Below are 23,932 nucleotides of genomic sequence, written 5' to 3'. Positions count from 1 at the left end.
CTGACAACTTCCTCGCGGAAGCTGACGAAGGCGCGCAGAATATCGAGAAGGTTGAGAAGACCAGGCTTGCCGCCATTGAGCGCCACCATGTTGGCGCCGAAGGAAGTTTGCAGGGGCGTGAACCGATAAAGCTGGTTCAGGATGACGTCAGCCACCGCATCCCGCTTCAATTCGACGACGACGCGGTAGCCGTCGCGGTCGGATTCGTCACGAATGTCGGAAATGCCTTCGATGCGCTTTTCGCGCACCAGATCGGCCATCTTCTCGATCATCGCGGCCTTGTTGACCTGATAGGGAATCTCCGTGATGACAATCGCCTCACGATCGCCGCGCATGCTTTCGATGGCAACTTTGCCGCGCATGAGGATCGAACCACGGCCGGTACTGTAAGCCGAATAAATGCCGGAGCGACCAAGGATAAGGCCGCCGGTCGGGAAATCCGGCCCCGGAATGATTTCCATTATTTCCGGCAGTTCGATCGCCGGATTGTCAATGAGGGCAATACAGCCGTTGATCACCTCAGAAAGGTTGTGCGGCGGCACGTTCGTCGCCATGCCGACGGCGATGCCGCCTGAGCCGTTGACGAGAAGGTTGGGGAAGCGCGCCGGCAGAACCGTAGGCTCCTGCTCGCGGCCATCATAATTGTCCTGGAAATCGACGGTTTCCTTATCGATATCCTCAAGAAGCGATTCCGTAACCTTTTCGAGGCGGCACTCGGTATACCGCATCGCCGCCGGTGAATCGCCGTCGATCGAGCCAAAATTGCCTTGGCCATCGACGAGTGGATCACGCAGCGACCAATCCTGCGCCATGCGAACGAGCGCGTCATAAATCGAGGCGTCGCCGTGCGGATGGAATTTACCCATCACCTCACCGACGACACCGGCAGACTTGCGATAGGACCTGTTCCAGGACAGGCCCATCTCGTTCATCGCATGCAGGATGCGCCTGTGCACCGGCTTCAGACCGTCCCGGACATCGGGAAGCGCGCGGCTGACGATCACGCTCATGGCGTAATCGAGATAGGAACGCTGCATCTCCTCGATGATGGAAATCGGCTCGATACCGGAACTGGGCCCGGATTTATCGTCTTCAGGTCCGGATGGTGGAGTTAGGTCAGACACGAGGCACTCATCTTTCGTATAGAATCAATCTTTGATCTTATAGCGGCTTTCATTGCGAAAAGCCAATAAACGGCGATAGAATTCACAGCAGAAAACCATTTGATATCAATGGGATAAAATAGATTTTCTCATGCGGTGAAAAACTTGGGCGTGGAATTGCATGTTTCTCGACGTTGGATATCGAATCCGGTAGGTTGGCTGGGCTCTTAACGGAGATGAAAAGCAAAATCGTGGCGTTCTACGACACCGTCCTCAATGCTCTCGTCACCTTGATGGTAACGATCGATCCTCCGGGGCTGGCGCCGCTGTTTCTGGCGCTGACGCGCGGCATGAACCGCAGCGAGCGCAGCCAGGTGGGCCTCAGGTCGAGTATCATCGCCTTCGGCATCCTAACGATCTTCGCCGTTGCTGGCGCGCAGATCCTCGCGCTGTTCGGCATCACGCTTGGCGCCTTCCGCGTGGCAGGCGGTATGCTGCTGTTCTGGATCGCCTTCGAAATGATCTTTGAGCGGCGGACCGAGCGCAAGGAAAAGAGCGCCGAGGTCGCCATCACCAAGGATCACATCCGCAATGTCGCCGCCTTTCCGCTCGCGATTCCGCTCATTGCCGGCCCCGGCGCCATCTCGGCGACGATCCTGCTCGCCGGTACGCTTTCAGAGCCGACGTCGCGGATCGCCCTCATCGGCATTATTTTCGTCTGCATTGCCGCCTGCTATGTAGTGTTCCTGCTTGCCGAACGCGTCGATCGTTTCCTCGGCGAAACCGGCCGCTCGATCCTCACCCGTCTCCTTGGCGTCATCCTTGCCGCCCTCGCCGTCCAGTTCGTGGCGGACGGTATCAGGATCCTTGTTCAGACTTGAACATGCCTCATAGCTCTTTGCCGTATTCCTTGACCCCAAACAGCAACGCCAAGGGTTCTCCGGCAAGGACGCCGCCAAAACTGTCGGTTAGCGGGAGCGGCAGCGCCTTGTGGAGCGCTTCCAGCACGGATGCAAAGAATTTCTTCTTCATCTCCAAATCGCCATTCGACTTGGAATAGGTGGCCCTCGGCTTTCCGATCAGGCTGCCATCGCGGCGCACGGAGAACACCAGCGTGACCGCCATGCCGCCAGAACCCGGCGGCGGCGTCCAGCAGGCATAAAGCGCCGGCCACAATTTCTTGAGAGTATTGATAGGTGCGCGATTGCCGCAGATGGCTTCCCTGGCGAAACCGAATGTCGGAATGGGGAGTGCGAGAACTAGGACCAAAGGAACCATGGCCATCAATCGGGTGAGCATAATACCGACTTTCGATAATGACGTTTGCTGAAAGAGCCTGGGGAAATAGCTGTCATCGCAAGGCTTATTCTGATCCAGCCTCCTCCGCCGCGTCGCGCTGTGTGATCAGCCGGGCGCTGCGCACCCCGCTCACCGATATCCACAGCCAACTTAGAGCCACGGCGAGGCGATTGCGCAGTCCGATAAGGAAATAGATGTGGGCTAGCCCCCACAGCCACCAGGCAAGATAGCCCTTGAGCTTGAACCAGCCAAAATCCGTCACGGCCGCACGCTTGCCGATTGTCGCAAGATCCCCGGCGTGGCGATAGACGAATGGCCTCGGCGTCATGTCCCCCGCCAGTCTCGCCTTAATCGTCCTTGCAATGTGTTTGCCCTGTTGCTTGGCGGCCGGCGCGATGCCAGGCACCGGGCCCTTGCCGCCATTTGCGAGCGTCGCCGTATCGCCGATCACAAAAATCTCGGGATGGCCGGGTGATGTCAGATCCGCATTGACCATGACCCTGCCGGCGCGATCTGCCGGCACATTCAACCATTTGGCGGCGGGCGATGCCTGGACGCCCGCCGCCCAGATGATCGTGCGGGCGCGAAGCGTCAGACCGCCGAACTCTACCCCGTTCGCATGGCATGCGGTAACCGGATGACCGAGATGAACGGTCACACCGAGTTTCTCCAGAGCCGCCTTGGCATAGGCCGACATGTCTTCCTTGAAAGCAGATAGGACGCGGCTGCCACCTTCGATCAGCACCACCCGCGCCGCTGCCGGATCGATGACCCTGAAGTCGCCCTTCAGCGTATCACGGGCAAGGTCGGCAATCGTACCGGCAATTTCGACACCAGTTGGTCCGCCCCCGATAATGACGAATGTGAGGTATTCGGCACGCTTTTCGGGATCAGGCTCGCGCTCAGCCATCTCGAACGCCGTCAGAATACGCCGCCTGATCGTCGTCGCGTCTTCGAGCGTCTTCAGGCCGGGCGCATAGGGCTCCCAATCGTCATGGCCAAAATAGGCGTGACGCGCACCCGTGGCGAGCACCAGCGTGTCATACGGGATGACGTCGCCATCGGCGGTGATCACAGTCTTCGCCACTGTATCCACGGCATCGACTGTGCCCAGCAGCGTCAGAACGTTCTTGTAACGGCGCAGGAGATGTCTGATCGGCCAGGCGATTTCTGAGGTTGCGAGGGTCGATGTTGCCACCTGATAGAGCAAGGGCTGGAACAGGTGGTGGTTGCGCTGATCAACGACGGTAATGGAGGCATCGACACCGCGGAGATTGTAGACGGTCTCGAGCCCGCCAAAACCTCCGCCGACGACGACGATACGATGCTGTGGTGGTGGGGTCTGGGCTTCCGTCATTATGAGGCTCCGATAGACAAACCGGATGTTTGTCTACCAGAGGCTTCCGTCAACCACAATTACACGCCTATCCCGTCCGCGCCGGTCAAGGCGGCCCAACGCCCCGGGGTCAAGCCAAAGGCCTTCTTGAACTGTCTGTTCAAATGACTTTGGTCGCTAAAGCCCGTTTCCACGGCGATCTCGGCCAGCGGTTCCCCCATCCCGATCATGTCGCGGGCGCGCTTCAGGCGGCGCATCAAGAGGAAACGATGCGGGCTTGTCGCATAGAGCGCCCTGAAATGCCGCGACAAAGTATAACGATCAAGCCCACTTACCGCTTCAAGCTCATGTGATTTTACAAGGCGCAACGCATGCGCTTCGAGATAATCGCGAACAAGCGCCACCTGTCGCGCTGCTGGCCGGTCGACCGGTTTTACCGCCTGCCGGGCGAGCCGGGCCAAGCCCTGTGTAAGCCGTGAAATGACGTCATCAACAAGGAGTTCATCCAATTCCTCGTCGAGATTGCCGAGCGCGGTCGAGAGGATTGCCGCGATCGCCGGATCGGCAAAAACCGGATTGCTCACGAAGGGCAACGAACCAACATCTCCAAGCGAATCCAATACGAGCGAGGGTTCGAGATAGAGCATGCGATATCGCAGTCCCTCCTCCGTTCCGGCACTGCCATCATGCAGTTCATCAGGATGCAGCACGATGACGTTGCCAGGGAGGCTGTATCGACGCATCCCCCGGTACCAGAAGGATTGCACCCCATGCAGCGTAAGGCCGATCGCGTAGGTATCGTGCCGGTGCAGGTCGTAGCCGTCGGCGGCAAAGCGCGCCTCGATCCGCTCAAGGCCCGGGTTGGGCGGCGCCGCAACGATCGCATCCTGCAACGAAGGTTCGCACAAACGTCCAAGACGCCGTGCGGACTCATCCCCTAGAACATCCATCATCTAGTCAACCAAGGGTTTCGGAGGAGAATCATATTCATGTTCGACACGAAGATTGCAATCGTGCTGCGCGACAATCTTGCCACCTGGCAGGCGCTGAATGTCACGGCCTTCCTGACGAGCGGCATCGTTGCACAATCGCCCGACGTGATCGGCGAGCCCTATCGCGACCGCGAGGGTAACATCTATAATCCGTTGTCGGTCCAACCCGTCATCGTCCTGGCGGCTGACCAGTCGACCATAGCGACTATCCATCGCCGGTCGCTCGACCGGGACCTCCGGACCTGCCTCTACGTCGAAGAAATGTTCTCGACCGGTCATGACTCGGCCAACCGAGCGGTTTTCGCGCAATTCGCACCCTCGGATGCCAAGGTCGTCGGGATCGCCATGCGTGCAGATAAAAAGCTGGTCGACAAGATCACCAAGGGTGCGCGAATGCATCCCTGATCAGTCAGGTACACGCGGCCAAGATATCGATATCGGCGGAGACAATGTGTTTGAGGTTGCGGCTTATCTTGTCTACCGGCCAATCTCACCACGCCAATTCTTCGAGCCCGCGCACCCTGCCGAGATCTAAGCGCGTCCTGATGTGCCTTGCAGGATTGCCACCGACGATTGTGTAGGGTGCAATGTCGGCGGTTACGACAGACCGGGAGGAAATGACGGCGCCATTGCCGATCCTTACACCCGGCATGACCAGCGCATCATAGCCGATCCATACATCGTTCCCGACGACGGTGTCGCCCTTGTAGGGCAAATCGCCCGGCTCGGGCATGACCTTCTCCCATCCGTTCCCGAAAATTTGGAAGGGGTATGTCGATATGCCGGACAGTTTGTGATTGGCGCCGTTCATGATGAAGCGAACACCCTTCGCCAATGCACAAAACTTGCCGATGACCAGTTTGTCGCCGATGAACGGATAATGGTAGAGGACGTTGCGTTCGAAATCTTCCGCGCCTTCCGGATCATCGTAGTAAGTGTAGTCGCCGATGAGAATGTTCGGATTCTTCACTGTATTCTTGATGAAGCACACCTGCGGAAATCCCTCCATCGGATGCTTGTTTGCGGGATTTGGTCCGTTCATGTGATCCTCCGATAGTTTTGATTTCGGCTAGCGTTTCTGAATCGCATGGCCAAAAATTGGCGCAGCGCTATGACCAGCCGGTCGTCATGGCAAGAATCGCCAGGTAGCGTCCGATTTTCGCTATGGCCACGAGGATGACAAAACTGGCGAAGGGTTCGCGCAGAACGCCGGCAATCACGGTAAGTGGATCGCCGATGATCGGCATCCAGCTCAACAGGAGGGTCCATCGGCCAAAACGGTGATACCAGGATGCTGCGCGATCGAGTTGGACGCTATTGGCAGGAAACCATTTCCGGTCGCGAAAACGATCGATGCCACGCCCGAGGCTCCAGTTGACGATCGATCCGAGAATATTTCCGACACTTGCGACAGTGATCAGAACCGCCGGCGGATAGGCATTGCTGAGAAGCAGCCCGGCAAGTGCTGCTTCTGATTGCATCGGGAGAATTGTCGCGGCTACGAACGCAACGGCAAACAGACCGGCATAGACGCCGAGATCGGCAATCATTGCCGGGCGAACGCCATAGCCCGGCAATGACCGCTCAGCTCAGGTTTGGGATGGCTCTGCGGGACACAATCGTCGACGCGTCGCATAAGACGTGCCCACCAGCGTTGTCAGAACGGGATCTCGTCATCGAGATCGCGCGAGAAATTCCCACCGGAACTGGAGGAACTGCTCGACGATGCGCTCGAACGGCCGAAGTCGGAACCGTAATCATTGTCGGAGACCTGCCCGCGCCCGGAATTGTTGTCGAAGGAGCGGCCGCCGCCCTCGCTGCGCGAATCCAGCATCTGGAGTTCGCCCCGGAACTTCTGCAGGACGACCTCGGTCGAATAGCGGTCATTGCCGGTCTGGTCTTGCCATTTGCGCGTCTGCAGAGCGCCTTCGAGATAGACCTTCATGCCCTTCTTCAAGTATTGCTCGGCGACCTTTGCAAGATTGTCGTTGAAGATCACGACGCTGTGCCACTCGGTCTTCTCCTTGCGCTCGCCGCTGTTCTTGTCGCGCCACGTTTCCGAGGTGGCGATACGAAGATTGACAACGGGATCGCCTGAGCCGAGCCGCCGCACTTCCGGGTCAGCGCCAAGATTACCTACCAGAATGACCTTGTTGACACTGCCTGCCATGATCTGAACTCCATAAACCCTGTCTAAAAATTTCGGCCATCATACAGAAGCCGCATGGGTGGCGGGCAACTGATTGCCGCTATCCACAATATACAGCCCGCTCACTTCCTCGCATCGGGCCCCATCCTTCACGCTCCTGCCAGATTTGTCAGGAGTGTTGGCGAACAACCAACACGCGGCGCGCCGCAGATATCCCGGGCATTCCAATATCATCACGAGGGGCACGGCATTTTACGGCCGCAAGGAATACCCTTGCCCTTTGTTCTTTTTTTGTTCTATCACTTGCCCAAGCAATGTCAACATGGCTATGGTGATTCCGACTGGGCTTGACCTCGCAAATTGCTGAAGACTTTCTAAATAGAAGAGAGTCTCTCGCCTGAGAGCAATCCCTCCTTCCAAACGGCGTGCCTCAAAGACAAGACTCATGAGCGATCAGAAGTACATATCCATTCGCGGTGCTCGCGAACATAACCTGAAGAACATTGATCTGGATTTGCCGCGCGACAAGCTGATTGTCATGACCGGGTTGTCCGGATCGGGCAAGTCGTCGCTCGCCTTCGACACGATCTATGCCGAAGGTCAGCGGCGCTACGTCGAGAGCCTTTCGGCCTATGCCCGCCAGTTTCTCGAGATGATGCAGAAGCCGGATGTCGACCAGATCGACGGTCTCTCACCGGCAATCTCGATCGAACAGAAGACGACCAGCCGCAATCCTCGATCGACGGTAGGCACTGTCACAGAGATTTATGACTATCTGCGCTTGTTGTTTGCCCGCGTCGGTGTTCCCTATTCGCCGGCGACCGGCCTACCGATCGAGAGCCAGACCGTCAGCCAGATGGTCGACCGCGTTCTCGCTCTCGAAGAAGGCACGCGCCTTTTCATCCTTGCCCCAATCGTGCGGGGCCGGAAGGGTGAATACCGCAAGGAACTCGCCGACCTCCAGAAGCGCGGCTTCCAGCGCGTCAAGGTCGATGGCGTCTTTTATGAGATCGCCGACGTTCCTGCGCTCGACAAGAAGTACAAGCACGATATCGACGTCGTCGTCGACCGTATCGTCGTGCGTTCGGATATGTCGGCACGCCTTGCCGACAGTCTCGAGACCTGCCTGAAGCTCGCAGACGGTATCGCCATCGCCGAATTTGCCGACAAGCCGCTACCGGCCGACGAAACGGCGAGCGAATCTGCCAACAAATCCAAGAACGAAACGCACGAGCGTCGCATGTTCTCGGAAAAATTTGCCTGCCCGGTTTCCGGATTTACCATTCCGGAGATCGAACCGCGGCTGTTCTCGTTCAACAATCCGTTCGGCGCCTGCCCAACCTGCGATGGCCTCGGCACGCAAAAGGCCATCGATGCGACCATGATCGTGCCGGACGAAAGCCTGACCCTGAAGAATGGAGCCATCGCTCCATGGGCGAAATCAAGCTCACCCTACTACAATCAAACGCTGGACGCGTTGGGTGCCGCGTATGGATTCAAGCTTGGCGACCGTTGGAGCGATCTCAGCGAAGAAGCCCAGAATGCCATCCTCTACGGCACGGGAAGCCGGGAAGTTCAGTTCGCTTACGATGACGGTTTGCGCTCCTACCGGACGACCAAGCCGTTCGAGGGCGTCATTCCGAACCTGGAACGTCGCTGGAAGGAGACGGACTCGGCCTGGTCACGTGAGGAAATCGAGCGCTTCATGTCCGGCACGCCTTGCCCGGCCTGCAACGGTTATCGACTGAAGCCCGAAGCGCTGGCGGTGAAGATCGGCGGCCTGCATATTGGTGAGGTCACGGAAAAATCCATCCGCCATGCGGACACATGGTTCCGTGAAGTTGACAAGACATTCAACGAGAAGCAGACGGAGATTGCCGCACGTATCTTGAAGGAAATCCGCGAACGTCTGCGCTTTCTGAACGATGTCGGCCTCGACTATCTAGCCCTGTCACGCAACTCCGGCACTTTGTCGGGCGGCGAAAGCCAGCGCATCCGGCTTGCCTCGCAAATCGGGTCTGGCTTGACCGGCGTCCTCTACGTCCTCGACGAGCCGTCTATCGGCCTTCACCAGCGCGACAATGAGCAATTGCTGAAGACCCTGCGTCACCTGCGCGATCTCGGCAACACGGTCATCGTGGTCGAGCACGACGAAGACGCGATCCTCACCGCGGATTATGTCGTCGACATCGGACCGGCGGCGGGTATCCATGGCGGCGAGATCATCGCGCAGGGAACGCCAGCCGATATCATGGCGAGCCCGAAATCATTGACCGGCAAGTATCTTTCCGGGGCGATCGAAGTGGCGGTGCCATCCGAGCGGCGCAAGATCAACAAGAAGCGCATCAAGGTCGTCGGCGCGCGCGGCAACAATCTCAAGAACGTGTCGGCTGAGATCCCGCTTAGCACCTTTACGGCGGTGACCGGCGTCTCGGGCGGAGGCAAGTCGACATTCCTCATCGAAACGCTGTTCAAGGCCGCTTCGCGCCGCATCATGGGTTCGCGCGAGCATCCGGCCGAGCATGATCGCATCGACGGACTGGAATATCTCGACAAGGTCATCGACATCGACCAATCGCCGATCGGCCGCACGCCGAGATCGAATCCTGCGACCTATACCGGCGCATTCACACCGATCCGCGATTGGTTTGCTGGCCTTCCGGAGGCCAAGGCCCGTGGTTATCAACCCGGTCGCTTCTCGTTCAACGTCAAGGGTGGACGCTGCGAAGCCTGCCAGGGCGATGGCGTGATCAAGATCGAAATGCACTTCCTGCCGGATGTCTATGTCACCTGCGATGTCTGCCATGGCAAGCGCTATAACCGTGAGACGCTGGAGGTGCTGTTCAAGGGTAAGTCCATCGCCGACGTGCTCGATATGACCGTCGAGGAAGGCGCGGAATTCTTCGCGGCCGTACCCGCCGTTCGCGACAAGCTGCAGACGCTGGCAAAGGTCGGGCTCGGCTATATTCACGTGGGACAGCAAGCCAATACGCTCTCCGGCGGCGAGGCGCAGCGCATCAAGCTCGCCAAGGAACTGTCGCGCAAGGCAACGGGTCGCACGCTCTACATCCTCGACGAGCCGACGACCGGCCTGCATTTCCATGACGTGGCCAAGTTGCTCGAAGTGCTGCACGAACTGGTCGACCAGGGAAATACTGTCGTCGTGATCGAGCATAACCTCGAAGTGATCAAGACGGCGGACTGGGTCATCGACCTCGGCCCGCATGGCGGCGACGGCGGCGGCGAGATCGTTGCAGTCGGCCGGCCCGAGGACATCATTGAGGTTGATCGTTCCTACACGGGTCACTTCCTCAAGGAGCTTCTGAATCGGCGCCCTGGTGGCCACAGAGCCCAGGCGGCGGCCGAGTGAACAAGCCCGCCACTGCCGTGGCGGGTGTTTCATATCTGGCAATTGCGGGAGGACAGCAAATGACCGACAGCGGGACCGTGCGTACCGGCATTGGAGGATGGATTTTCGAACCCTGGCGCGGGACCTTTTATCCGAAAGGGCTCTCGAAGACCAAGGAACTGGAATATGCCGGGCAGCATCTCCAGACCATTGAGATCAACAGTACCTATTACAGCACGCAAAAGCCCGCAACCTTCGCCAAATGGGCATCACAGGTACCCGATGGTTTCATTTTTTCAGTCAAGGGCCACCGATTTGTCACCAACCGGCGCGTTCTCGCGGAAGCTGGCGAATCCATAGAATTCTTCTGCAAGTCGGGCGTGGTCGAGCTCGGCGACCGGCTCGGTCCTATCGTCTGGCAATTCGCCCCCACTAAGAAGTTCAATGCTGAGGATTTTGGCGCTTTCCTCGATTTCCTGCCAAGGAAGGAAGCGGGGCTTGCCCTGCGCCATGCCGTGGAGGTGCGGAACCCGTCCTTTGTCGATCCCGACTTCATTGCAATGGCACGCAAGAAGGACGTTGCCGTGGTCTATGCCGAGCATTTCGAATATCCAGAAATTGCCGATGTTACCGCTGATTTCGTCTATGCCCGTCTCCAAAAAGGCGAAGATGCCGTCGACACCGCCTATCCGGCGGCAGCACTCGACAAATGGGCGGATCGCGCCAAAACCTGGGCCAACGGTGGTACACCCGATGACCTGCCGCTTGCCGCTCCCGATAAGAAGGCGGAGAAACACAAGCGCGATGTGTTCGTTTATTTCATCCATGAGGGCAAAGTGCGCGCTCCGCAGGCAGCTCAAGCACTGGCACAACGTACCAAGCAGTAAGTCGGCGCCGGGCGGCAGGATTTTGCCCAATTATTACGCAACTTGCACGTTTTTTGATCCGCCTCCCGTCGGCGTTTTGCTGCAATGGTACTTTTCACTGGCGGGCTTGAACGAAACTACCGGGACCATTCACTCCTCCAAGGATATTTGACCGGTTCTCGGGGAGTTGGCATAGTTCGTGCTTTTGTTCAGGCAAGCGGGCAAGAGGCCCGTTTGGTGTACATAGGGAGATTGTTCTCTGATGAAGAAAATCGAAGCCATCATCAAACCATTCAAGCTGGATGAGGTGAAAGAGGCTCTGCAGGAAGTGGGGCTTCAGGGCATTACGGTGACAGAAGCAAAGGGCTTCGGCCGTCAGAAAGGTCACACGGAACTTTATCGCGGTGCCGAATATGTCGTCGATTTCCTGCCGAAAGTGAAAGTCGAGATCGTTCTGGGGGATGATTCCGTCGAGGCTGCCATCGAGGCGATCCGCAAGGCGGCGCAGACCGGCCGCATTGGCGATGGAAAGATATTTGTCTCAAACATAGAAGAAGTCGTGCGAATTCGGACGGGCGAGTCCGGCATCGACGCTATCTAAACGCATTTCCCCCATCTGCTGGCACGTTCGGGCCGGCAACACAATCATCGTCACCGAGTGAGGAAAAAACATGACCACCGCCAAAGACATCCTGAAACAGATCAAGGACAACGATGTAAAGTTCCTTGACCTTCGTTTCACCGACCCAAAGGGCAAGCTGCAGCACGTGACGATGGACATTGCGGAAGTCGATGAAGACATGTTTGCCGACGGCGTCATGTTCGACGGCTCCTCCATTGCTGGCTGGAAGGCTATCAACGAGTCTGACATGGTTCTCATGCCCGATACCGACACTGTACACATGGACCCATTCTTCGCCCAGTCGACGATGGTCATCCTCTGCGACATCCTCGACCCGATTTCCGGCGAAGCCTATAACCGCGATCCGCGCGGCACCGCCAAGAAGGCCGAGGCCTACATGAAGGCGCAAGGCGTCGGCGATACCATCTTCGTTGGCCCCGAAGCCGAATTCTTCGTCTTTGACGACGTCAAGTACAAGGCCGACCCATACAATACCGGGTTCAAGCTGGATTCCACCGAATTGCCGTCCAATGACGACACCGATTACGAGACCGGCAACCTCGGCCACCGTCCGCGCATCAAGGGCGGCTATTTCCCCGTTCCTCCGATCGATTCCTGCCAGGACATGCGCTCGGAAATGCTGACCGTGCTCACGGAAATGGGCGTGCGTGTTGAAAAGCATCACCACGAAGTGGCCGCAGCCCAGCACGAACTCGGCGTCAAATTCGATGCACTGACCCGCAACGCCGACAAGATGCAGATCTACAAGTATGTCGTGCACCAGGTCGCTAATGCCTATGGCAAGACCGCGACCTTCATGCCGAAGCCGGTATTCGGTGACAACGGATCGGGAATGCACGTGCACATGTCGATCTGGAAGGAGGGCAAGCCGACCTTCGCTGGCAACGAATATGCCGGCCTTTCCGAGAACTGCCTGTTCTTCATCGGCGGCGTCATAAAGCATGCGAAGGCCATCAACGCCTTCACCAATCCGTCGACCAACTCCTATAAGCGCCTGGTTCCGGGCTACGAAGCGCCGGTGCTGCTCGCCTATTCCGCCCGCAACCGTTCGGCCTCGTGCCGCATTCCGTTCGGCTCGTCGCCGAAGTCAAAGCGCGTTGAAATCCGCTTCCCGGATCCATCGGCAAACCCCTATCTCGCCTTCAGTGCCATGCTGATGGCTGGACTCGACGGCATCAAGAACAAGATCCATCCGGGTCAGCCAATGGACAAGGACCTCTATGACCTTCCAGCCAAGGAACTCAAGAAGATTCCGACTGTTTGCGGCAGCCTGCGCGAGGCCCTGCAGAGCCTCGACAAGGACCGCGGCTTCCTCAAGGCAGGGGGCGTATTCGATGACGATCAGATCGATTCCTTCATCGAACTGAAGATGGCCAAGGTGATGCGTTTCGAAATGACCCCGCACCCGGTCGAGTACGACATGTACTACTCGGTGTAACCAACTGTCTATAAAAGAAAAACCCCGGTTAACGCCGGGGTTTTTTATTCGGTTTTCGGAATTACTCAGTCGGCAACAGCTTCAAGCATCCGGACTGAAGCCATCAATTCCCGCTCGCGGATTGACCTGCGCTCTGCAGCTTCGGCATCTTGACCCCAATGCTCGATCGTCCAATCCTCGTCCACATGGGCGAGTTTCCACGCTTCGGCCCCGGAGATCTTGCCTTTAGCCACCGCAAGCGCCAGGATTGCAGATCCGGTCAGCGTTGTGATCGTGTGAAGGGCCGCGATTGCGAAGGGATCGCGGAACTGCCCGAGATGCACGCTGAAAGCAGCGAGCGTCTCGCGCGGCTGTTCAACATGCATGACACCTTCCGCCAATAGGAAGCGCGCGCCGAGGCTTGTGCCCGCCCAGTCGATCACTGGATCCCAAAGTTCCGTCTGCCGGGCGACGAGCCTTTCGGGGGAACCCGCGCGGTAACAGAGCATATCCGACGAGGCAAAGCGCAGCACGTCCTCAAGTACCGCCTGCGGATCATGCCCAATGCCGTCGATCGCCGTGTTGGCGATGCGCGTTGCTGGCATGCGCGCCGGGTCTATTTCCTTTTCCTGGGCGGAAAACTCATCTGCAATCAATTGGGCAGCAGCACGCGTTGGTAGTGACAGGTCCTGCCGAGCAGGTGTCTTGACGGTGCGGCCGTCAAGTTCGACCGCAAACCTGCCCTCACGTTCGGCTACCCGCGCTTCCTTGTAGAAACGCTTCGGCAGCGGCAGTTTCGACTGGATCTGTGCACGCCGGACCGGATCAGGGTCGGAAAGCCCCTCATTCGTATCCAGGTTGAAAAGATCATTGCGCATATTGGTACCCATTGGTGTTCAATTCGTTGCCGCGGGTATAGGCGCGCGACGGTGCGCGGGCAAGTCGCCTTAAATCTCCTCGTCCCCATCGGCTTCGTCAAAGCCAAGCAGGTTCCACGATTGTACCATGTGCGGCGGCAAAGGCGCCGTGACATCGATTACTCCGCCCGATGGATTGGGTACACGGATCCGCCGAGCATGGAGATGCAGGCGGTTCTGAATCCCGCCCGGAAACGACCAGTTCGTGTCCGCCTCGAAATATTTCGGATCACCGATGATCGGGCAGCCAATATGGGCGGCGTGGACGCGCAACTGGTGGGTCCTCCCGGTATAGGGCTCCATCTCGAGCCAGGTCAGCACCTGCCCTGCAGATTCAATGACGCGGTAGTACGATACCGCATGGTCCGAATCCGGCTCGCCATGTTTCGCGATGCGCATACGGTCGCCATCCGCCGTCGTCTCTTTCACCAGCCAGGTGGTGATCTTGTCCTCGCGCTTGCGAGGCACGCCTTTCACGAGCGCCCAATAAGTCTTCTTGGTCTCGCGCTCGCGGAAGGCAGCCGTCAACGCCTGGGCCGCGCCGCGCGTGCGGGCAACGACCAGCACGCCGGAAGTATCCCTATCGAGGCGATGAACAAGACGCGGCTTTTCGCCCTTCTTGTTGCGCCATGCCTCGAGCATGTCGTCGACATGGCGATTGACACCGGAACCGCCCTGTACGGCGAGACCTGCTGGCTTGTTGAAGACGAAAACCTTGGGGTCCTCGTAAAGGAGCATCTGAGAAAGGACGTCGCCGTCCTCGCGCCCGCGTATGCTCTTGCCGGTGAGGTTGCCGTCTGCCTTGGAATCGACCGGTAAGGGTGGAATGCGTACGGTCTGCCCCGCCTGCAACCTCGTATCCGATTTCGCTCGCGATCCATCGACCCTGATCTGCCCGGACCGCAGGAGCTTCTGCAAATGGCCGAAGCCGAGCCCCGGAAAATGCACCTTGAACCATCGGTCGAGGCGCATCTCCGCCTCACCTGTATCGACTGTTTTCTGTTCTACGACTGCCATCAAACCTGACCTTTCAGGCATGCGCATAACACTATGCGAGAACTCTTGCGAGCCATAATACGGATTCAGCACCTTTGCTCGGAATCGAGCCTGCGACAGGGTGGGCCAACGCAAGTATAATTGCGTTCATATTACATTCAGGTGGCGCCCTTTATTTTGCAAACTCAAAAGGTTGAATCTTCACGGGACGTTACGCGACGTAGAAAAATGTTCCTTCTAGGAGCTTGAAACTACGAAGACTTTAGGGCGTTGAATATTGCGGTGCACAAGAGTCTGATGCAGAGTCAATTCTGCGCGCGAGTAGCGGCCCCAGCAAGCGGAGTGGCAAAGTGTCATTGTTAAGCATCTATTGGAAATCGCTCCAATATCTTGGTGAAGAGAAGGGTGCCACAGTATTCATCTGTGTCGTCAACATCGCCTTGGCCTTGACCATGCTGATCGAGCCCATTCTTGTGGGCCGTGTCATCTATGCGATCTCGATAAAATCGGACGTTTTGTTTCCCCTCACCCAGCTTGCTGCGGTTGGTTTGTTCCATATCGGCGCCAATGTCCTGGTTTCCCGGGAGGCTGACCGCCTTGCGCACCGGCGCAAGCTTGCCGTTCTGACGGAATCCTATAACCGCGTCATCAGCATGCCGCTGTCCTGGCATCATCGGCGCGGCACATCCAATTCAATGCACACGCTGCTGCGTGCAATTGAAACGCTGTTCGGCCTCTGGCTCGAATTCATGCGCACCCATCTTGCGACCATGGTCGCCCTTGTGGGCCTCGTGCCTCTGGCCTTGGCCCAGGATTGGCGCCTGGCATCTGTCTTGGCAGTTCTGGGTGTGGTCTATGTCATCGTCAGCCGGGTCGTAACCGCAAAGACCAAGGACGGTCAGGCGCAGGTTGAACGTCATCATATCAAGGCTTTCAGCCACGTTACCGACTCGATGGGCAATATTTCCGTGCTGCAGAGTTATAACCGCGTTGACGAGGAGACACGTGCGCTCCAGACCTATGCGAAGCAGCTTCTTGACTCGCAGTATCCGGTTCTCAATTGGTGGGCTCTCGCCAGCGGCATCAACCGCATGGCTGCCACGATTTCGATGATCGTGGTGCTGTTCCTTGGCTCGTACTTTGTAACGCATGGCGAAATGAACGTCGGCCAGGTCGTTGCCTTTACCGGCTTTGCCGCCTTGCTCATCGGTCGTCTCGATCAGTTGAGCGCGTTCGTCAATCAGATTTTCTCCGCCCGAGCAAAGCTTGAAGACTTCTTCGAAATGGAAGCTTCTGCCGCTTATGAAATCGAGCCGAAGTCGGCCCACGACATCGACAATGTAAAGGGTGACGTCGAGTTCGAGAACGTTTCCTTCGCCTTCGCCAATTCGACGCAGGGCTTGAAGAGCGTTTCGTTCACGGCCAAGGCCGGCCAGACGGTTGCGATCGTTGGTCCGACGGGCGCCGGCAAGACCACGCTGATCAACTTGCTCCAGCGCGTCTACGATCCCAAGGAAGGCCGTATCCTCGTTGACGGCATCGATACCAAGACGATCAGCCGCCGCTCATTGCGCAACGCCATCGCGACCGTGTTCCAGGATGCCGGCATGTTCAACCGCTCGATCGAGGACAATATCCGTGTCGGTCGGCCGAAGGCCAGCGAGGAGGATGTGCTTGCCGCTGCTGAAGCTGCCGATGCGAGCGACTTCATCCTCGCCAAGTCGGCGGGCTACGGCACCGTCGTCGGCGAGCGTGGTTCGCAGCTTTCCGGTGGCGAGCGCCAGCGCGTCGCCATCGCCCGTGCTATTCTGAAGGATGCGCCGATCCTCGTCCTCGACGAGGCGACGAGTGCGCTCGATGTCGAGACCGAGGCGCGCGTGAAGGTTGCAGTCGACAAACTGTGCCAGAACCGCACGACGTTCATCATCGCTCACCGTCTCTCCACCGTTCGCGATGCCGATATTGTCCTCTTCATGGATCAGGGCGAAGTGGTCGAACAGGGCAGCTTTGATGAGCTTGCCCGCCAGAATGGCCGCTTCACTTCGCTTCTCAAGGCCGGTGGGCTCAAGCTTGACGATGATACGGCAAATGTCACGCCCTTCCCGCGCAAGCCGGAGGCCGCTTGAAGAGATTAGAACTTGAATGAGGAAGGGCCGCTTTTCAGCGGCCCTTTTCATTCTTCGCCGCGCTCCTTCCGCAGCTTGTTCCAATAGTCGATGCGTTTGCGTATCTCCCGCTCGAAACCCCGCTCCGGAGGATCGTAGAATGTCGGCCTGCCAAGCGCTTCCGGAAAATAGTTCTGTCCGGAGAAAGCATCGGGCTGATCGTGATCGTAGGCATAACCCTTGCCGTAACCCTCGCCCTTCATGAGTTTGGTTGGCGCATTGAGGATATGCTTGGGCGGAACGAGCGAGCCGTGCTGTTTCGCCGCCTGCATCGCCGCCTTATAGGCGGTGTAGACTGCATTGGATTTCGGCGCCGTTGCGAGGTAGACGCATGCCTCCGCAAGCGCCAGCTCACCCTCCGGCGAGCCGAGGTAGTCATAGGCATCCTTTGCCGCATTGCAGATCGCGAGTGCCTGCGGGTCGGCAAGCCCGATATCCTCTGTCGCCATGCGCACAAGCCTGCGGCCGATATAGAGCGGGTCCTCGCCCGCGTCGAACATGCGGCAAAGATAATAGAGCGCAGCATCGGGATCCGATCCGCGCACGGACTTGTGCAGCGCCGAGATCAGGTTGTAGTGACCGTCCTGGCTCTTGTCGTAGACGGGCGCCCGGCGCTGCACGATTTCCTGTACGCGCTGCGCGTCAAATGTTTCGCCATCGCGTGCCGCCCGCCACACTTCCTCGGCGAGGGTCAGGATCGCGCGTCCGTCGCCATCAGCCATACGTACCAGGCTAGCGCGCGCTTCGTCGCTCAAGGGTAGCGCCCTGCCTTCATGGGCTTCGGCCCGCTCCATCAAAGCGATGAGACTTGCCTCATCGTGCGGGTGAAACACCAGCACGCGCGCCCGCGACAGGAGGGCGGCATTGAGTTCGAAGGATGGATTTTCGGTCGTCGCCCCCACCAGCACGATCGTTCCATCCTCCATCACGGGCAAAAATGAATCCTGCTGTGCGCGGTTGAAGCGATGAATTTCGTCGACGAACAAGAGCGTTCGTCGTCCCGACATACGGCGCGCCCGCGCCGTATCGAAGACCTTTTTCAGATCCGCGACGCCGGAAAAGATCGCCGATATCTGTTCGAATGCAAGGTTGGTTTCATTGGCAAGGAGCCGCGCCACCGTCGTCTTGCCGGTGCCCGGCGGTCCCCAGAAAATCATCGAGCCGAGCGAGCCGGACTCGATCATGCGCGTCAGCGCTCCTTCTGGACCGGTCAGGTGTTCCTGGCCGGTCACTTCCTTTAGAGTCTTTGGCCGCAGGCGATCTGCGAGCGGCCGGCTTTTATCCAATGCCGGATCTTCACCGACTGAAAACAGATCCGCCATGTTTCCTATGCCCGTCTTAGCGAATGACCTGGCGGATTATGGCACCACCACGCTCGAATTCGAAGCGCCAAAGCGTGGGCTGGGTAGACATGGCCTTGCTCAGATCAGCAACAGTGGCGATATCCGCGCCGTTGACGCCGCGAACGATATCGCCCGCCTGCAGTCCAATGCGCGCTGCGGGCGTATTGGGGAAGACCTTGTCGATCGCAACGCCCTCAGTGTCCGACGGAAGATCGAGCCGAGAAGCACTGCTCGGCGACAATTTGATTACATGCGCTCCGGACAACGGGTTCCGGCCTTGGATCAGCAACTGGTTGTCGGCCGAATCCGGCCTTGGCTTTTCAAGTGCAACCGTGACCGTCTTTTGCTTGGCACGGCTCAGAACGTCGAATTTCACACTCTTGCCAATACCTGCGGTCGTCAAGCGGTAGCCGAGGCCATCGGGATTTTCTATGCGCACGCCGTCGACGGAAAGGACAACGTCACCGACAAGCAGACCGCCCTTTTCCGCTGGCCCGTTCTTCGTAACGCTTGTGACGAGCGCTCCGTAGGGCTGCTTCATTCCAAGGCTCTCGGCGACATCCGGCGTCACATTCTGAAACGCAGCACCGATATATGGCCGTTCGAATGTATCTGCACCGCCCTTTGCCGTCTCAACAACGGCACGTACCATATTGGACGGAATGGCAAATCCAATGCCGATGGAGCCGCCGGATCGCGAGAAGATCGCGGTGTTGATCCCGATGAGCTTGCCACTCATGTCAATGAGCGCGCCACCGGAGTTGCCTGGGTTGATGGCTGCATCGGTCTGGATGAAGAAGTCGAAATCCGAAATGCCGACACGCGTTCGCGCCTGTGCCGAAACAATCCCGCTCGTCACCGTCTGGCCGACACCGAACGGATTACCGATGGCAAGGACAAGATCGCCGACCTCGACCTTGTCGGAATCGGCCAATTGCAGCGACGGCAGGGGTTCGCCCGCCTCGATCTTCAGGATGGCAAGGTCCGTCGATTCATCCTTGAGCAATACCTTGGAATCGAATTCGCGCCCGTCCGAGAGCGCGACCTTGACGGTATCGGCGTCACGGATCACGTGATTGTTGGTCACGATGATACCCGACGGGTCGGCCACCACGCCGGAGCCGAGTGCCGATTGAATGCGAGGCGGCCCATTAAACTGGCCGCCGAAGAACTGCTCGAAGAAGGGATCGCCCGCAAAGGGCGAGCGGGTTTGCACGGCATGTGCCGCGTATACATTCACCACTGCACTCGCCGTCTGCTTGACCAGGGGCGCGAAGGAGAGCTGCATTTCACTTCGCGTCGCCGGGAGTTGCTTCGTTGCGTCCGTTGCCGTCTGGGCGAAAACGGGCACGACGCTGGCGGCAAGTAGTGCGGTGCAGAGAATGAGGGTCCGCGCTGAGGCGGCAACCTTTGAACTCATGTCGATCTCCTGGAGTGAATCAGTCAAACTCTCGACCAATGTGGCGTTTTTAGAGTTGAATACCAGCCAAGAAACAAAGCAAATTTGAGACATATCGCAGTTGTTGCCCCGCGCAAATTGCCGCTTCTTGAGATTAGCGATTTGGCGTAGAACGGGTGCCACGTGTCGTTAGCGCCGTTTGAGGCAGACCAGCATGGCAAAGGGTCAATTCCGCATATATCCGTGCCGCGTCGCCGGGATCGAAGCCGTTGCGGCTTCCACCGATCATGTCTTTGCGCGCCATTTCCACGCACAGTACGGATTTGGGTTGATCGAGCAAGGCGCACAGAAGTCTGCCAGCGGCCGCGGTTTGGTGGAGGCCGGACCGGGCGCCATGATTACCGTCAATCCCGGTGAAATCCATGACGGAGCGCCTATCGGCGATAGCGGTCGCGCCTGGCGCATGCTCTATTTCGACCCGTCTGTAATTGCCGAGGCCGCCAACGAAATCGATGAGAGCGCAAACCGGGATTTTGAATTTACACAGCCCGTCATAGACGACTCGCGTTTTGCTGCTCCGTTCGTCAGCCTGTTCAAGTCCCTTACCGAGACGAGTGAAGCAGACAGCGAGTTGCAATGCGACGAACTGCTTGTGCTCATCCTCGCTGGCATGGATCATGAGCGGAGAACACGTGGAAATAGCTTTCCTGCGCCGATCTTGCGGGCAAAGGCGTTTATCGATGAGGCTCCCGCGGAGCAGGTCAGTCTTGCCGACCTTGCCCATCTATGTGGGATCAGCCGGTTTCAGGTGCTACGAGGGTTCGTCAGGGCCACAGGCCTCACGCCGCACGCCTACCTCATGCAACGCCGGCTCGACCTTGCCAGGCGGCTGATTGCGCAGCAAACCGGCCTCGCGGACGCCGCGGCAACCTGTGGATTTGCCGACCAAAGCCATATGACGCGTCTCTTCGTGCGGAAATTCGGGATTTCTCCGGGCCTCTACGCCGCGTCATTCTCCTGATTTCTCCCCCGGCTGCAATCTCGTTCAAGACAAGGCACTCAACTCGGTCCAGTTTCAGCCAGAACCTGAAAGGAGCTTGCCGTGGGTCTCGAATTCCTGATCCCTTCGTTTATCATCGTTGTTTCGCCAGGTACCGGCGTCGTCTTTACACTGGCGACGGGTCTCACCCGTGGGGCGCGGGCAAGCATTGCTGCGGCATTCGGCTGCACGATCGGCATAGTGCCACACATGGCAGCAGCCATCGGCGGATTGGCGGCCATCCTGCACACGAGCGCCGTCGCTTTTCACACGTTCAAGTATGTCGGCGTCGCGTACCTGCTCTACATGGCTTGGAACGCGCTTCGAGAGAATGGCGCGCTCAGAATCGAGGGCGATATCGGGCAAAGTTCCATGGTTGACATCACAATCAAGGCGATCCTCATCAACATCCTCAATCCCAAGCTGTCGATCTTCTTCCTGGCATTCCTGCCCCAGTTCGTCGGCGCAAGCGACCCACACCCGCTGCTGCGCATGTTGTCATTGAGCGGTGTATTCATGCTGATGACATTCGTCGTCTTCGTCGCGTATGGGCTCTTTGCTGCCTCGGTCCGCAACCAGGTCATTGCGCGACCACGGATATTGACATGGCTGCGCCGAACCTTCGCAGGAGCCTTCGTTGCGTTGGGCGTGAAACTCGCGTTGGCGGATCGCTAGCGGGCGCTCAGCACCTTCTGGCATCCTGGAGACAGCCGCGCCATGTTCTCGCGGAGGCAGGCAATTCCCCTGCCCGCGCCGAGCGCTACCGTTCGGCAGAAAGTACGGAAGTCCGGTCCACACTCCTGGCGGGCGATGGCCATCTCTTCACGTGGTGTGAAAGCCTTGGCCGCCGGTGCGGCCGCCGCAGGCGCCGTCGCGGCCGGCGCAGTGGCTGTTGAACCTGCTGCTGGCGCCGTCGATCCGCCGATGGCAGCAACCGCACTCTTGCAGGCGGATGAGAGCGATGAACTATGCTGCTGGAGGCATGAAAGCGCCGCCTGGCCACCGGGCTGGACGCCGGAACATTGCGCCATGAAATCGTTTCGGCAGGCCGATTTGATCGCATTTTGCTGCGCCGCCGTCGGCTGTTGCGCGGCTGCGCTGCCGGCAAGAATGCCGAGGAGCAGCATTCCAGCCACCGTGATTTCACTCCCCGGCGCGGCGCGGCGTCTCAAACTTTTGATTGTGCCCTGAATTGCTTTCCGGTCGTTGTTCATCGAACTCTCCCTCGGAATAGACCGTGGGCAGATTGCCGGTCGGGGTGGATGAATACAAGTACGTAATATCGGTTAAGCTCCGCCCCGAACGCGAAAAAGGGGCGCGGGGCCCCTTCTCAACTATTATGTCTGGTAAGCGATGCTTACGCGGCTTCGGCTTCGTTGGCCTGTTCGGCAGCAACGCGGGCCAAGTCCCCTGCACCCTTGGCGCTGGTGTCACGATCGACGAATTCGACGACTGCGAGCGGTGCGTTGTCACCGGTGCGGAAGCCTGCCTTCATGATGCGGATGTAACCACCATTACGCTGGCCATAACGCGGTGCAAGCGTGTCAAACAGCTTGGCAACGAGCTTGGCATCGCGCACAGCCGAGATGGCCTGACGACGAGCGTGCAGGTCACCACGCTTGCCGAGCGTGACGAGCTTTTCAACGATGGGACGAATTTCCTTGGCCTTGGGCAGCGTTGTCACGATCTGCTCATGCTCAATCAACGATGCAGCCATATTGGCAAACATCGCCTTACGATGGCTGGCAGTCCGGTTAAGCTTGCGGCCTGAATTACCGTGGCGCATGAGCCTTCTCCTTAGTTTCTTTGTTCGGGCTCACTGCCCGGGCTTTAGACTGTCGGGCAATTGCCCGGGTTCTTAATATTGGTCTTCGTAACGCTTCGCGAGATCTTCGATGTTCTCTGGCGGCCACGAAGGTACTTCCATGCCAAGATGGAGACCCATGGAAGCCAGAACTTCCTTGATTTCGTTCAGCGACTTGCGGCCGAAGTTCGGTGTGCGCAGCATTTCTGCTTCTGTCTTCTGAATGAGATCGCCAATGTAGACGATATTATCATTCTTGAGGCAGTTTGCCGAACGGACGGAGAGCTCGAGTTCGTCGACCTTCTTGAGCAGGGCCGGGTTGAACGCAAGTTCGGTAACCTGTTCCTGCTGAACTTCCTTCTGCGGCTCGTCGAAGTTGACGAAGATCGCAAGCTGGTCCTGCAGGATGCGCGCTGCATAGGCAACCGCATCTTCACCCGAGATCGAGCCATCGGTTTCGATCGATAGGATCAACTTGTCGTAGTCGAGAACCTGGCCTTCACGGGTGTTCTCGATCTTGTACGAAACCTTGCGCACCGGCGAGTAAAGGCTGTCGACGGGGATAAGTCCAATCGGAGCATCTTCAGCGCGATTGCGGTCGGCAGGCACATAGCCCTTGCCGGTGTTGACGGTGAACTCCATGCGGATTTCAGCGCCTTCGTCCAGTGTGCAGATGACGTGTTCCGGGTTGAGGATCTCGATGTCGCCAACAGTCTGGATGTCGCCAGCCGTTACAACGCCCGGGCCTTCCTTGCGCACGACCATGCGCTTCGGGCCATCGCTCTCCATGCGGATTGCGATTTCCTTGATGTTGAGGACGATGTCCGTCACGTCCTCACGAACGCCCGGAATCGACGAAAATTCATGCAGAACGCCGTCGATCTGTACTGCGGTCACGGCAGCACCGCGCAGCGAGGACAAAAGCACGCGGCGCAAGGCATTGCCGAGCGTCAAGCCATAACCGCGCTCAAGCGGTTCGGCGACGACGGTTGCCTTGGTCTTCGAGCCGGAGGTCTGAAACTCGACCTTGTTCGGCTTGATCAATTCTTGCCAGTTCTTCTGGATCATTTAGCTTTTCCCTATCCTTGCCTTTACCACCATCCAATCGTGGCATT

General features: G+C 58.2%; 23 protein-coding genes. 9 read left to right on the top strand and 14 right to left on the bottom strand.

The features are described from left to right. Positions 1-1,037 (bottom strand): DNA gyrase subunit A (locus AAAB35_RS21940; RefSeq protein ID WP_340670400.1); only part of this gene is annotated, 1,037 nt, incomplete at its 3' end. A gap of 317 nt (positions 1,038-1,354) precedes the next feature. Here AAAB35_RS21940 and AAAB35_RS21935 point away from each other — a divergent pair. Continuing rightward, positions 1,355-1,984 carry a MarC family protein gene (locus AAAB35_RS21935; protein WP_340670399.1) on the top strand — a complete coding sequence of 210 codons (630 nt, stop codon included), beginning with the start codon at positions 1,355-1,357 and terminating at the stop codon, positions 1,982-1,984. Between the two features lie 7 nt (positions 1,985-1,991). Here the strand turns inward: AAAB35_RS21935 and AAAB35_RS21930 are convergent, their stop codons facing one another. From AAAB35_RS21930 to AAAB35_RS21920, 3 genes are all read right to left on the bottom strand, one after another. Beyond that, positions 1,992-2,402, bottom strand: coding sequence for a hypothetical protein (locus AAAB35_RS21930; RefSeq protein WP_340670397.1), 411 nt, complete (start codon positions 2,400-2,402; stop codon positions 1,992-1,994). A 64-nt stretch (positions 2,403-2,466) separates the two neighbouring features. Beyond that, a complete protein-coding gene (locus tag AAAB35_RS21925) occupies positions 2,467-3,759 on the bottom strand; it encodes an NAD(P)/FAD-dependent oxidoreductase (RefSeq protein WP_340670396.1) in 1,293 nt (430 codons plus the stop codon). Positions 3,760-3,818: 59 nt separating this feature from the next. Beyond that, the gene (locus tag AAAB35_RS21920) at positions 3,819-4,691 is read right to left on the bottom strand and encodes an AraC family transcriptional regulator (protein ID WP_340670395.1); all 873 of its coding nucleotides are present in this window, start codon (positions 4,689-4,691) and stop codon (positions 3,819-3,821) included. A 36-nt stretch (positions 4,692-4,727) separates the two neighbouring features. On the opposite strand from AAAB35_RS21920, the gene AAAB35_RS21915 reads away from it, so the two are divergent. Beyond that, complete coding sequence (locus AAAB35_RS21915; protein WP_340670393.1) at positions 4,728-5,135, top strand: DUF2000 family protein; 408 nt, start codon at positions 4,728-4,730, stop codon at positions 5,133-5,135. An 85-nt stretch (positions 5,136-5,220) separates the two neighbouring features. Here the strand turns inward: AAAB35_RS21915 and AAAB35_RS21910 are convergent, their stop codons facing one another. From AAAB35_RS21910 to AAAB35_RS21900, 3 genes are all read right to left on the bottom strand, one after another. Further along, complete coding sequence (locus AAAB35_RS21910; protein ID WP_340670392.1) at positions 5,221-5,772, bottom strand: CatB-related O-acetyltransferase; 552 nt, start codon at positions 5,770-5,772, stop codon at positions 5,221-5,223. A 67-nt stretch (positions 5,773-5,839) separates the two neighbouring features. After that, on the bottom strand, positions 5,840-6,277 hold the full coding sequence (locus AAAB35_RS21905) for a YqaA family protein (RefSeq protein ID WP_340670398.1): 438 nt from the start codon (positions 6,275-6,277) through the stop codon (positions 5,840-5,842). Positions 6,278-6,387: 110 nt separating this feature from the next. Next, positions 6,388-6,900 carry a single-stranded DNA-binding protein gene (locus tag AAAB35_RS21900; RefSeq protein WP_340670391.1) on the bottom strand — a complete coding sequence of 171 codons (513 nt, stop codon included), beginning with the start codon at positions 6,898-6,900 and terminating at the stop codon, positions 6,388-6,390. A 424-nt stretch (positions 6,901-7,324) separates the two neighbouring features. Between AAAB35_RS21900 and uvrA the strand changes: the two genes are divergently transcribed. From uvrA to glnA, 4 genes are all read left to right on the top strand, one after another. Further along, on the top strand, positions 7,325-10,249 hold the full coding sequence (gene uvrA, locus AAAB35_RS21895; protein ID WP_340670390.1) for an excinuclease ABC subunit UvrA: 2,925 nt from the start codon (positions 7,325-7,327) through the stop codon (positions 10,247-10,249). Positions 10,250-10,308: 59 nt separating this feature from the next. After that, entirely contained in the window at positions 10,309-11,115 is an 807-nt protein-coding gene (locus AAAB35_RS21890) for a DUF72 domain-containing protein (RefSeq protein ID WP_340670389.1), read from the top strand. 241 nt (positions 11,116-11,356) lie between these two features. Further along, positions 11,357-11,695, top strand: coding sequence for a P-II family nitrogen regulator (locus AAAB35_RS21885; protein WP_027233194.1), 339 nt, complete (start codon positions 11,357-11,359; stop codon positions 11,693-11,695). A gap of 70 nt (positions 11,696-11,765) precedes the next feature. After that, the gene (glnA, locus tag AAAB35_RS21880) at positions 11,766-13,175 is read left to right on the top strand and encodes a type I glutamate--ammonia ligase (RefSeq protein ID WP_340670388.1); all 1,410 of its coding nucleotides are present in this window, start codon (positions 11,766-11,768) and stop codon (positions 13,173-13,175) included. A 65-nt stretch (positions 13,176-13,240) separates the two neighbouring features. Here glnA and AAAB35_RS21875 read toward each other — a convergent pair whose 3' ends face one another. Continuing rightward, positions 13,241-14,032: an ATP12 family chaperone protein gene (locus tag AAAB35_RS21875; RefSeq protein WP_340670386.1), complete on the bottom strand. Its 792-nt coding sequence runs from the start codon at positions 14,030-14,032 to the stop codon at positions 13,241-13,243. Positions 14,033-14,101: 69 nt separating this feature from the next. Then, positions 14,102-15,088, bottom strand: a complete 987-nt coding sequence (locus tag AAAB35_RS21870) for an RluA family pseudouridine synthase (protein ID WP_340670384.1) — start codon at positions 15,086-15,088, stop codon at positions 14,102-14,104. 329 nt (positions 15,089-15,417) lie between these two features. On the opposite strand from AAAB35_RS21870, the gene AAAB35_RS21865 reads away from it, so the two are divergent. Continuing rightward, positions 15,418-17,193, top strand: a complete 1,776-nt coding sequence (locus tag AAAB35_RS21865; protein WP_340670383.1) for a glucan ABC transporter ATP-binding protein/ permease — start codon at positions 15,418-15,420, stop codon at positions 17,191-17,193. A gap of 47 nt (positions 17,194-17,240) precedes the next feature. Here AAAB35_RS21865 and AAAB35_RS21860 read toward each other — a convergent pair whose 3' ends face one another. Next, a complete protein-coding gene (locus AAAB35_RS21860) occupies positions 17,241-18,554 on the bottom strand; it encodes a replication-associated recombination protein A (protein ID WP_340670382.1) in 1,314 nt (437 codons plus the stop codon). A 16-nt stretch (positions 18,555-18,570) separates the two neighbouring features. Then, positions 18,571-19,995: a DegQ family serine endoprotease gene (locus tag AAAB35_RS21855; protein ID WP_340670381.1), complete on the bottom strand. Its 1,425-nt coding sequence runs from the start codon at positions 19,993-19,995 to the stop codon at positions 18,571-18,573. A gap of 193 nt (positions 19,996-20,188) precedes the next feature. Here AAAB35_RS21855 and AAAB35_RS21850 point away from each other — a divergent pair, with 193 nt between their 5' ends. After that, positions 20,189-20,995, top strand: coding sequence for an AraC family transcriptional regulator (locus AAAB35_RS21850; protein WP_340670380.1), 807 nt, complete (start codon positions 20,189-20,191; stop codon positions 20,993-20,995). A gap of 81 nt (positions 20,996-21,076) precedes the next feature. Further along, entirely contained in the window at positions 21,077-21,688 is a 612-nt protein-coding gene (locus AAAB35_RS21845; protein WP_340670379.1) for a LysE family translocator, read from the top strand. On the opposite strand, the gene AAAB35_RS21840 is transcribed toward AAAB35_RS21845, so the two are convergent. The 3 genes from AAAB35_RS21840 to AAAB35_RS21830 all read right to left on the bottom strand — a co-directional run bounded on the left by AAAB35_RS21840 (position 21,685) and on the right by AAAB35_RS21830 (position 23,885). Further along, the gene (locus AAAB35_RS21840) at positions 21,685-22,227 is read right to left on the bottom strand and encodes a hypothetical protein (protein WP_340670378.1); all 543 of its coding nucleotides are present in this window, start codon (positions 22,225-22,227) and stop codon (positions 21,685-21,687) included. The genes AAAB35_RS21845 and AAAB35_RS21840 overlap by 4 nt on opposite strands. Positions 22,228-22,370: 143 nt before the next feature. Next, positions 22,371-22,799, bottom strand: coding sequence for a 50S ribosomal protein L17 (rplQ, locus tag AAAB35_RS21835; RefSeq protein WP_340670377.1), 429 nt, complete (start codon positions 22,797-22,799; stop codon positions 22,371-22,373). A gap of 72 nt (positions 22,800-22,871) precedes the next feature. Next, on the bottom strand, positions 22,872-23,885 hold the full coding sequence (locus tag AAAB35_RS21830; protein ID WP_340670375.1) for a DNA-directed RNA polymerase subunit alpha: 1,014 nt from the start codon (positions 23,883-23,885) through the stop codon (positions 22,872-22,874). Positions 23,886-23,932: the final 47 nt, after the last annotated feature.

The sequence above is a fragment of the Phyllobacterium sp. genome (assembly GCF_037994425.1).
Lineage (GTDB): Bacteria > Pseudomonadota > Alphaproteobacteria > Rhizobiales > Rhizobiaceae > Phyllobacterium.
The sequence above is the reverse complement of the archived record's forward strand: the minus strand, read 5'-3'. Positions and strand labels throughout refer to the sequence as shown.

Excerpts from the sequence above, each read along its gene's own strand:
- AAAB35_RS21930 (WP_340670397.1), bottom strand. The coding sequence starts at position 2,402 with ATGCTCACCCGATTGATGGCCATGGTTCCTTTGGTCCTAGTTCTCGCA.
- AAAB35_RS21925 (WP_340670396.1), bottom strand. The coding sequence starts at position 3,759 with ATGACGGAAGCCCAGACCCCACCACCACAGCATCGTATCGTCGTCGTC.
- AAAB35_RS21920 (WP_340670395.1), bottom strand. The coding sequence starts at position 4,691 with ATGATGGATGTTCTAGGGGATGAGTCCGCACGGCGTCTTGGACGTTTG.
- AAAB35_RS21915 (WP_340670393.1), top strand. The coding sequence starts at position 4,728 with ATGTTCGACACGAAGATTGCAATCGTGCTGCGCGACAATCTTGCCACC.
- AAAB35_RS21910 (WP_340670392.1), bottom strand. The coding sequence starts at position 5,772 with ATGAACGGACCAAATCCCGCAAACAAGCATCCGATGGAGGGATTTCCG.
- AAAB35_RS21900 (WP_340670391.1), bottom strand. The coding sequence starts at position 6,900 with ATGGCAGGCAGTGTCAACAAGGTCATTCTGGTAGGTAATCTTGGCGCT.
- uvrA (WP_340670390.1), top strand. The coding sequence starts at position 7,325 with ATGAGCGATCAGAAGTACATATCCATTCGCGGTGCTCGCGAACATAAC.
- AAAB35_RS21890 (WP_340670389.1), top strand. The coding sequence starts at position 10,309 with ATGACCGACAGCGGGACCGTGCGTACCGGCATTGGAGGATGGATTTTC.
- AAAB35_RS21885 (WP_027233194.1), top strand. The coding sequence starts at position 11,357 with ATGAAGAAAATCGAAGCCATCATCAAACCATTCAAGCTGGATGAGGTG.
- glnA (WP_340670388.1), top strand. The coding sequence starts at position 11,766 with ATGACCACCGCCAAAGACATCCTGAAACAGATCAAGGACAACGATGTA.
- AAAB35_RS21875 (WP_340670386.1), bottom strand. The coding sequence starts at position 14,032 with ATGCGCAATGATCTTTTCAACCTGGATACGAATGAGGGGCTTTCCGAC.
- AAAB35_RS21870 (WP_340670384.1), bottom strand. The coding sequence starts at position 15,088 with ATGGCAGTCGTAGAACAGAAAACAGTCGATACAGGTGAGGCGGAGATG.
- AAAB35_RS21860 (WP_340670382.1), bottom strand. The coding sequence starts at position 18,554 with ATGGCGGATCTGTTTTCAGTCGGTGAAGATCCGGCATTGGATAAAAGC.
- AAAB35_RS21855 (WP_340670381.1), bottom strand. The coding sequence starts at position 19,995 with ATGAGTTCAAAGGTTGCCGCCTCAGCGCGGACCCTCATTCTCTGCACC.
- AAAB35_RS21850 (WP_340670380.1), top strand. The coding sequence starts at position 20,189 with ATGGCAAAGGGTCAATTCCGCATATATCCGTGCCGCGTCGCCGGGATC.
- AAAB35_RS21840 (WP_340670378.1), bottom strand. The coding sequence starts at position 22,227 with ATGAACAACGACCGGAAAGCAATTCAGGGCACAATCAAAAGTTTGAGA.
- rplQ (WP_340670377.1), bottom strand. The coding sequence starts at position 22,799 with ATGCGCCACGGTAATTCAGGCCGCAAGCTTAACCGGACTGCCAGCCAT.
- AAAB35_RS21830 (WP_340670375.1), bottom strand. The coding sequence starts at position 23,885 with ATGATCCAGAAGAACTGGCAAGAATTGATCAAGCCGAACAAGGTCGAG.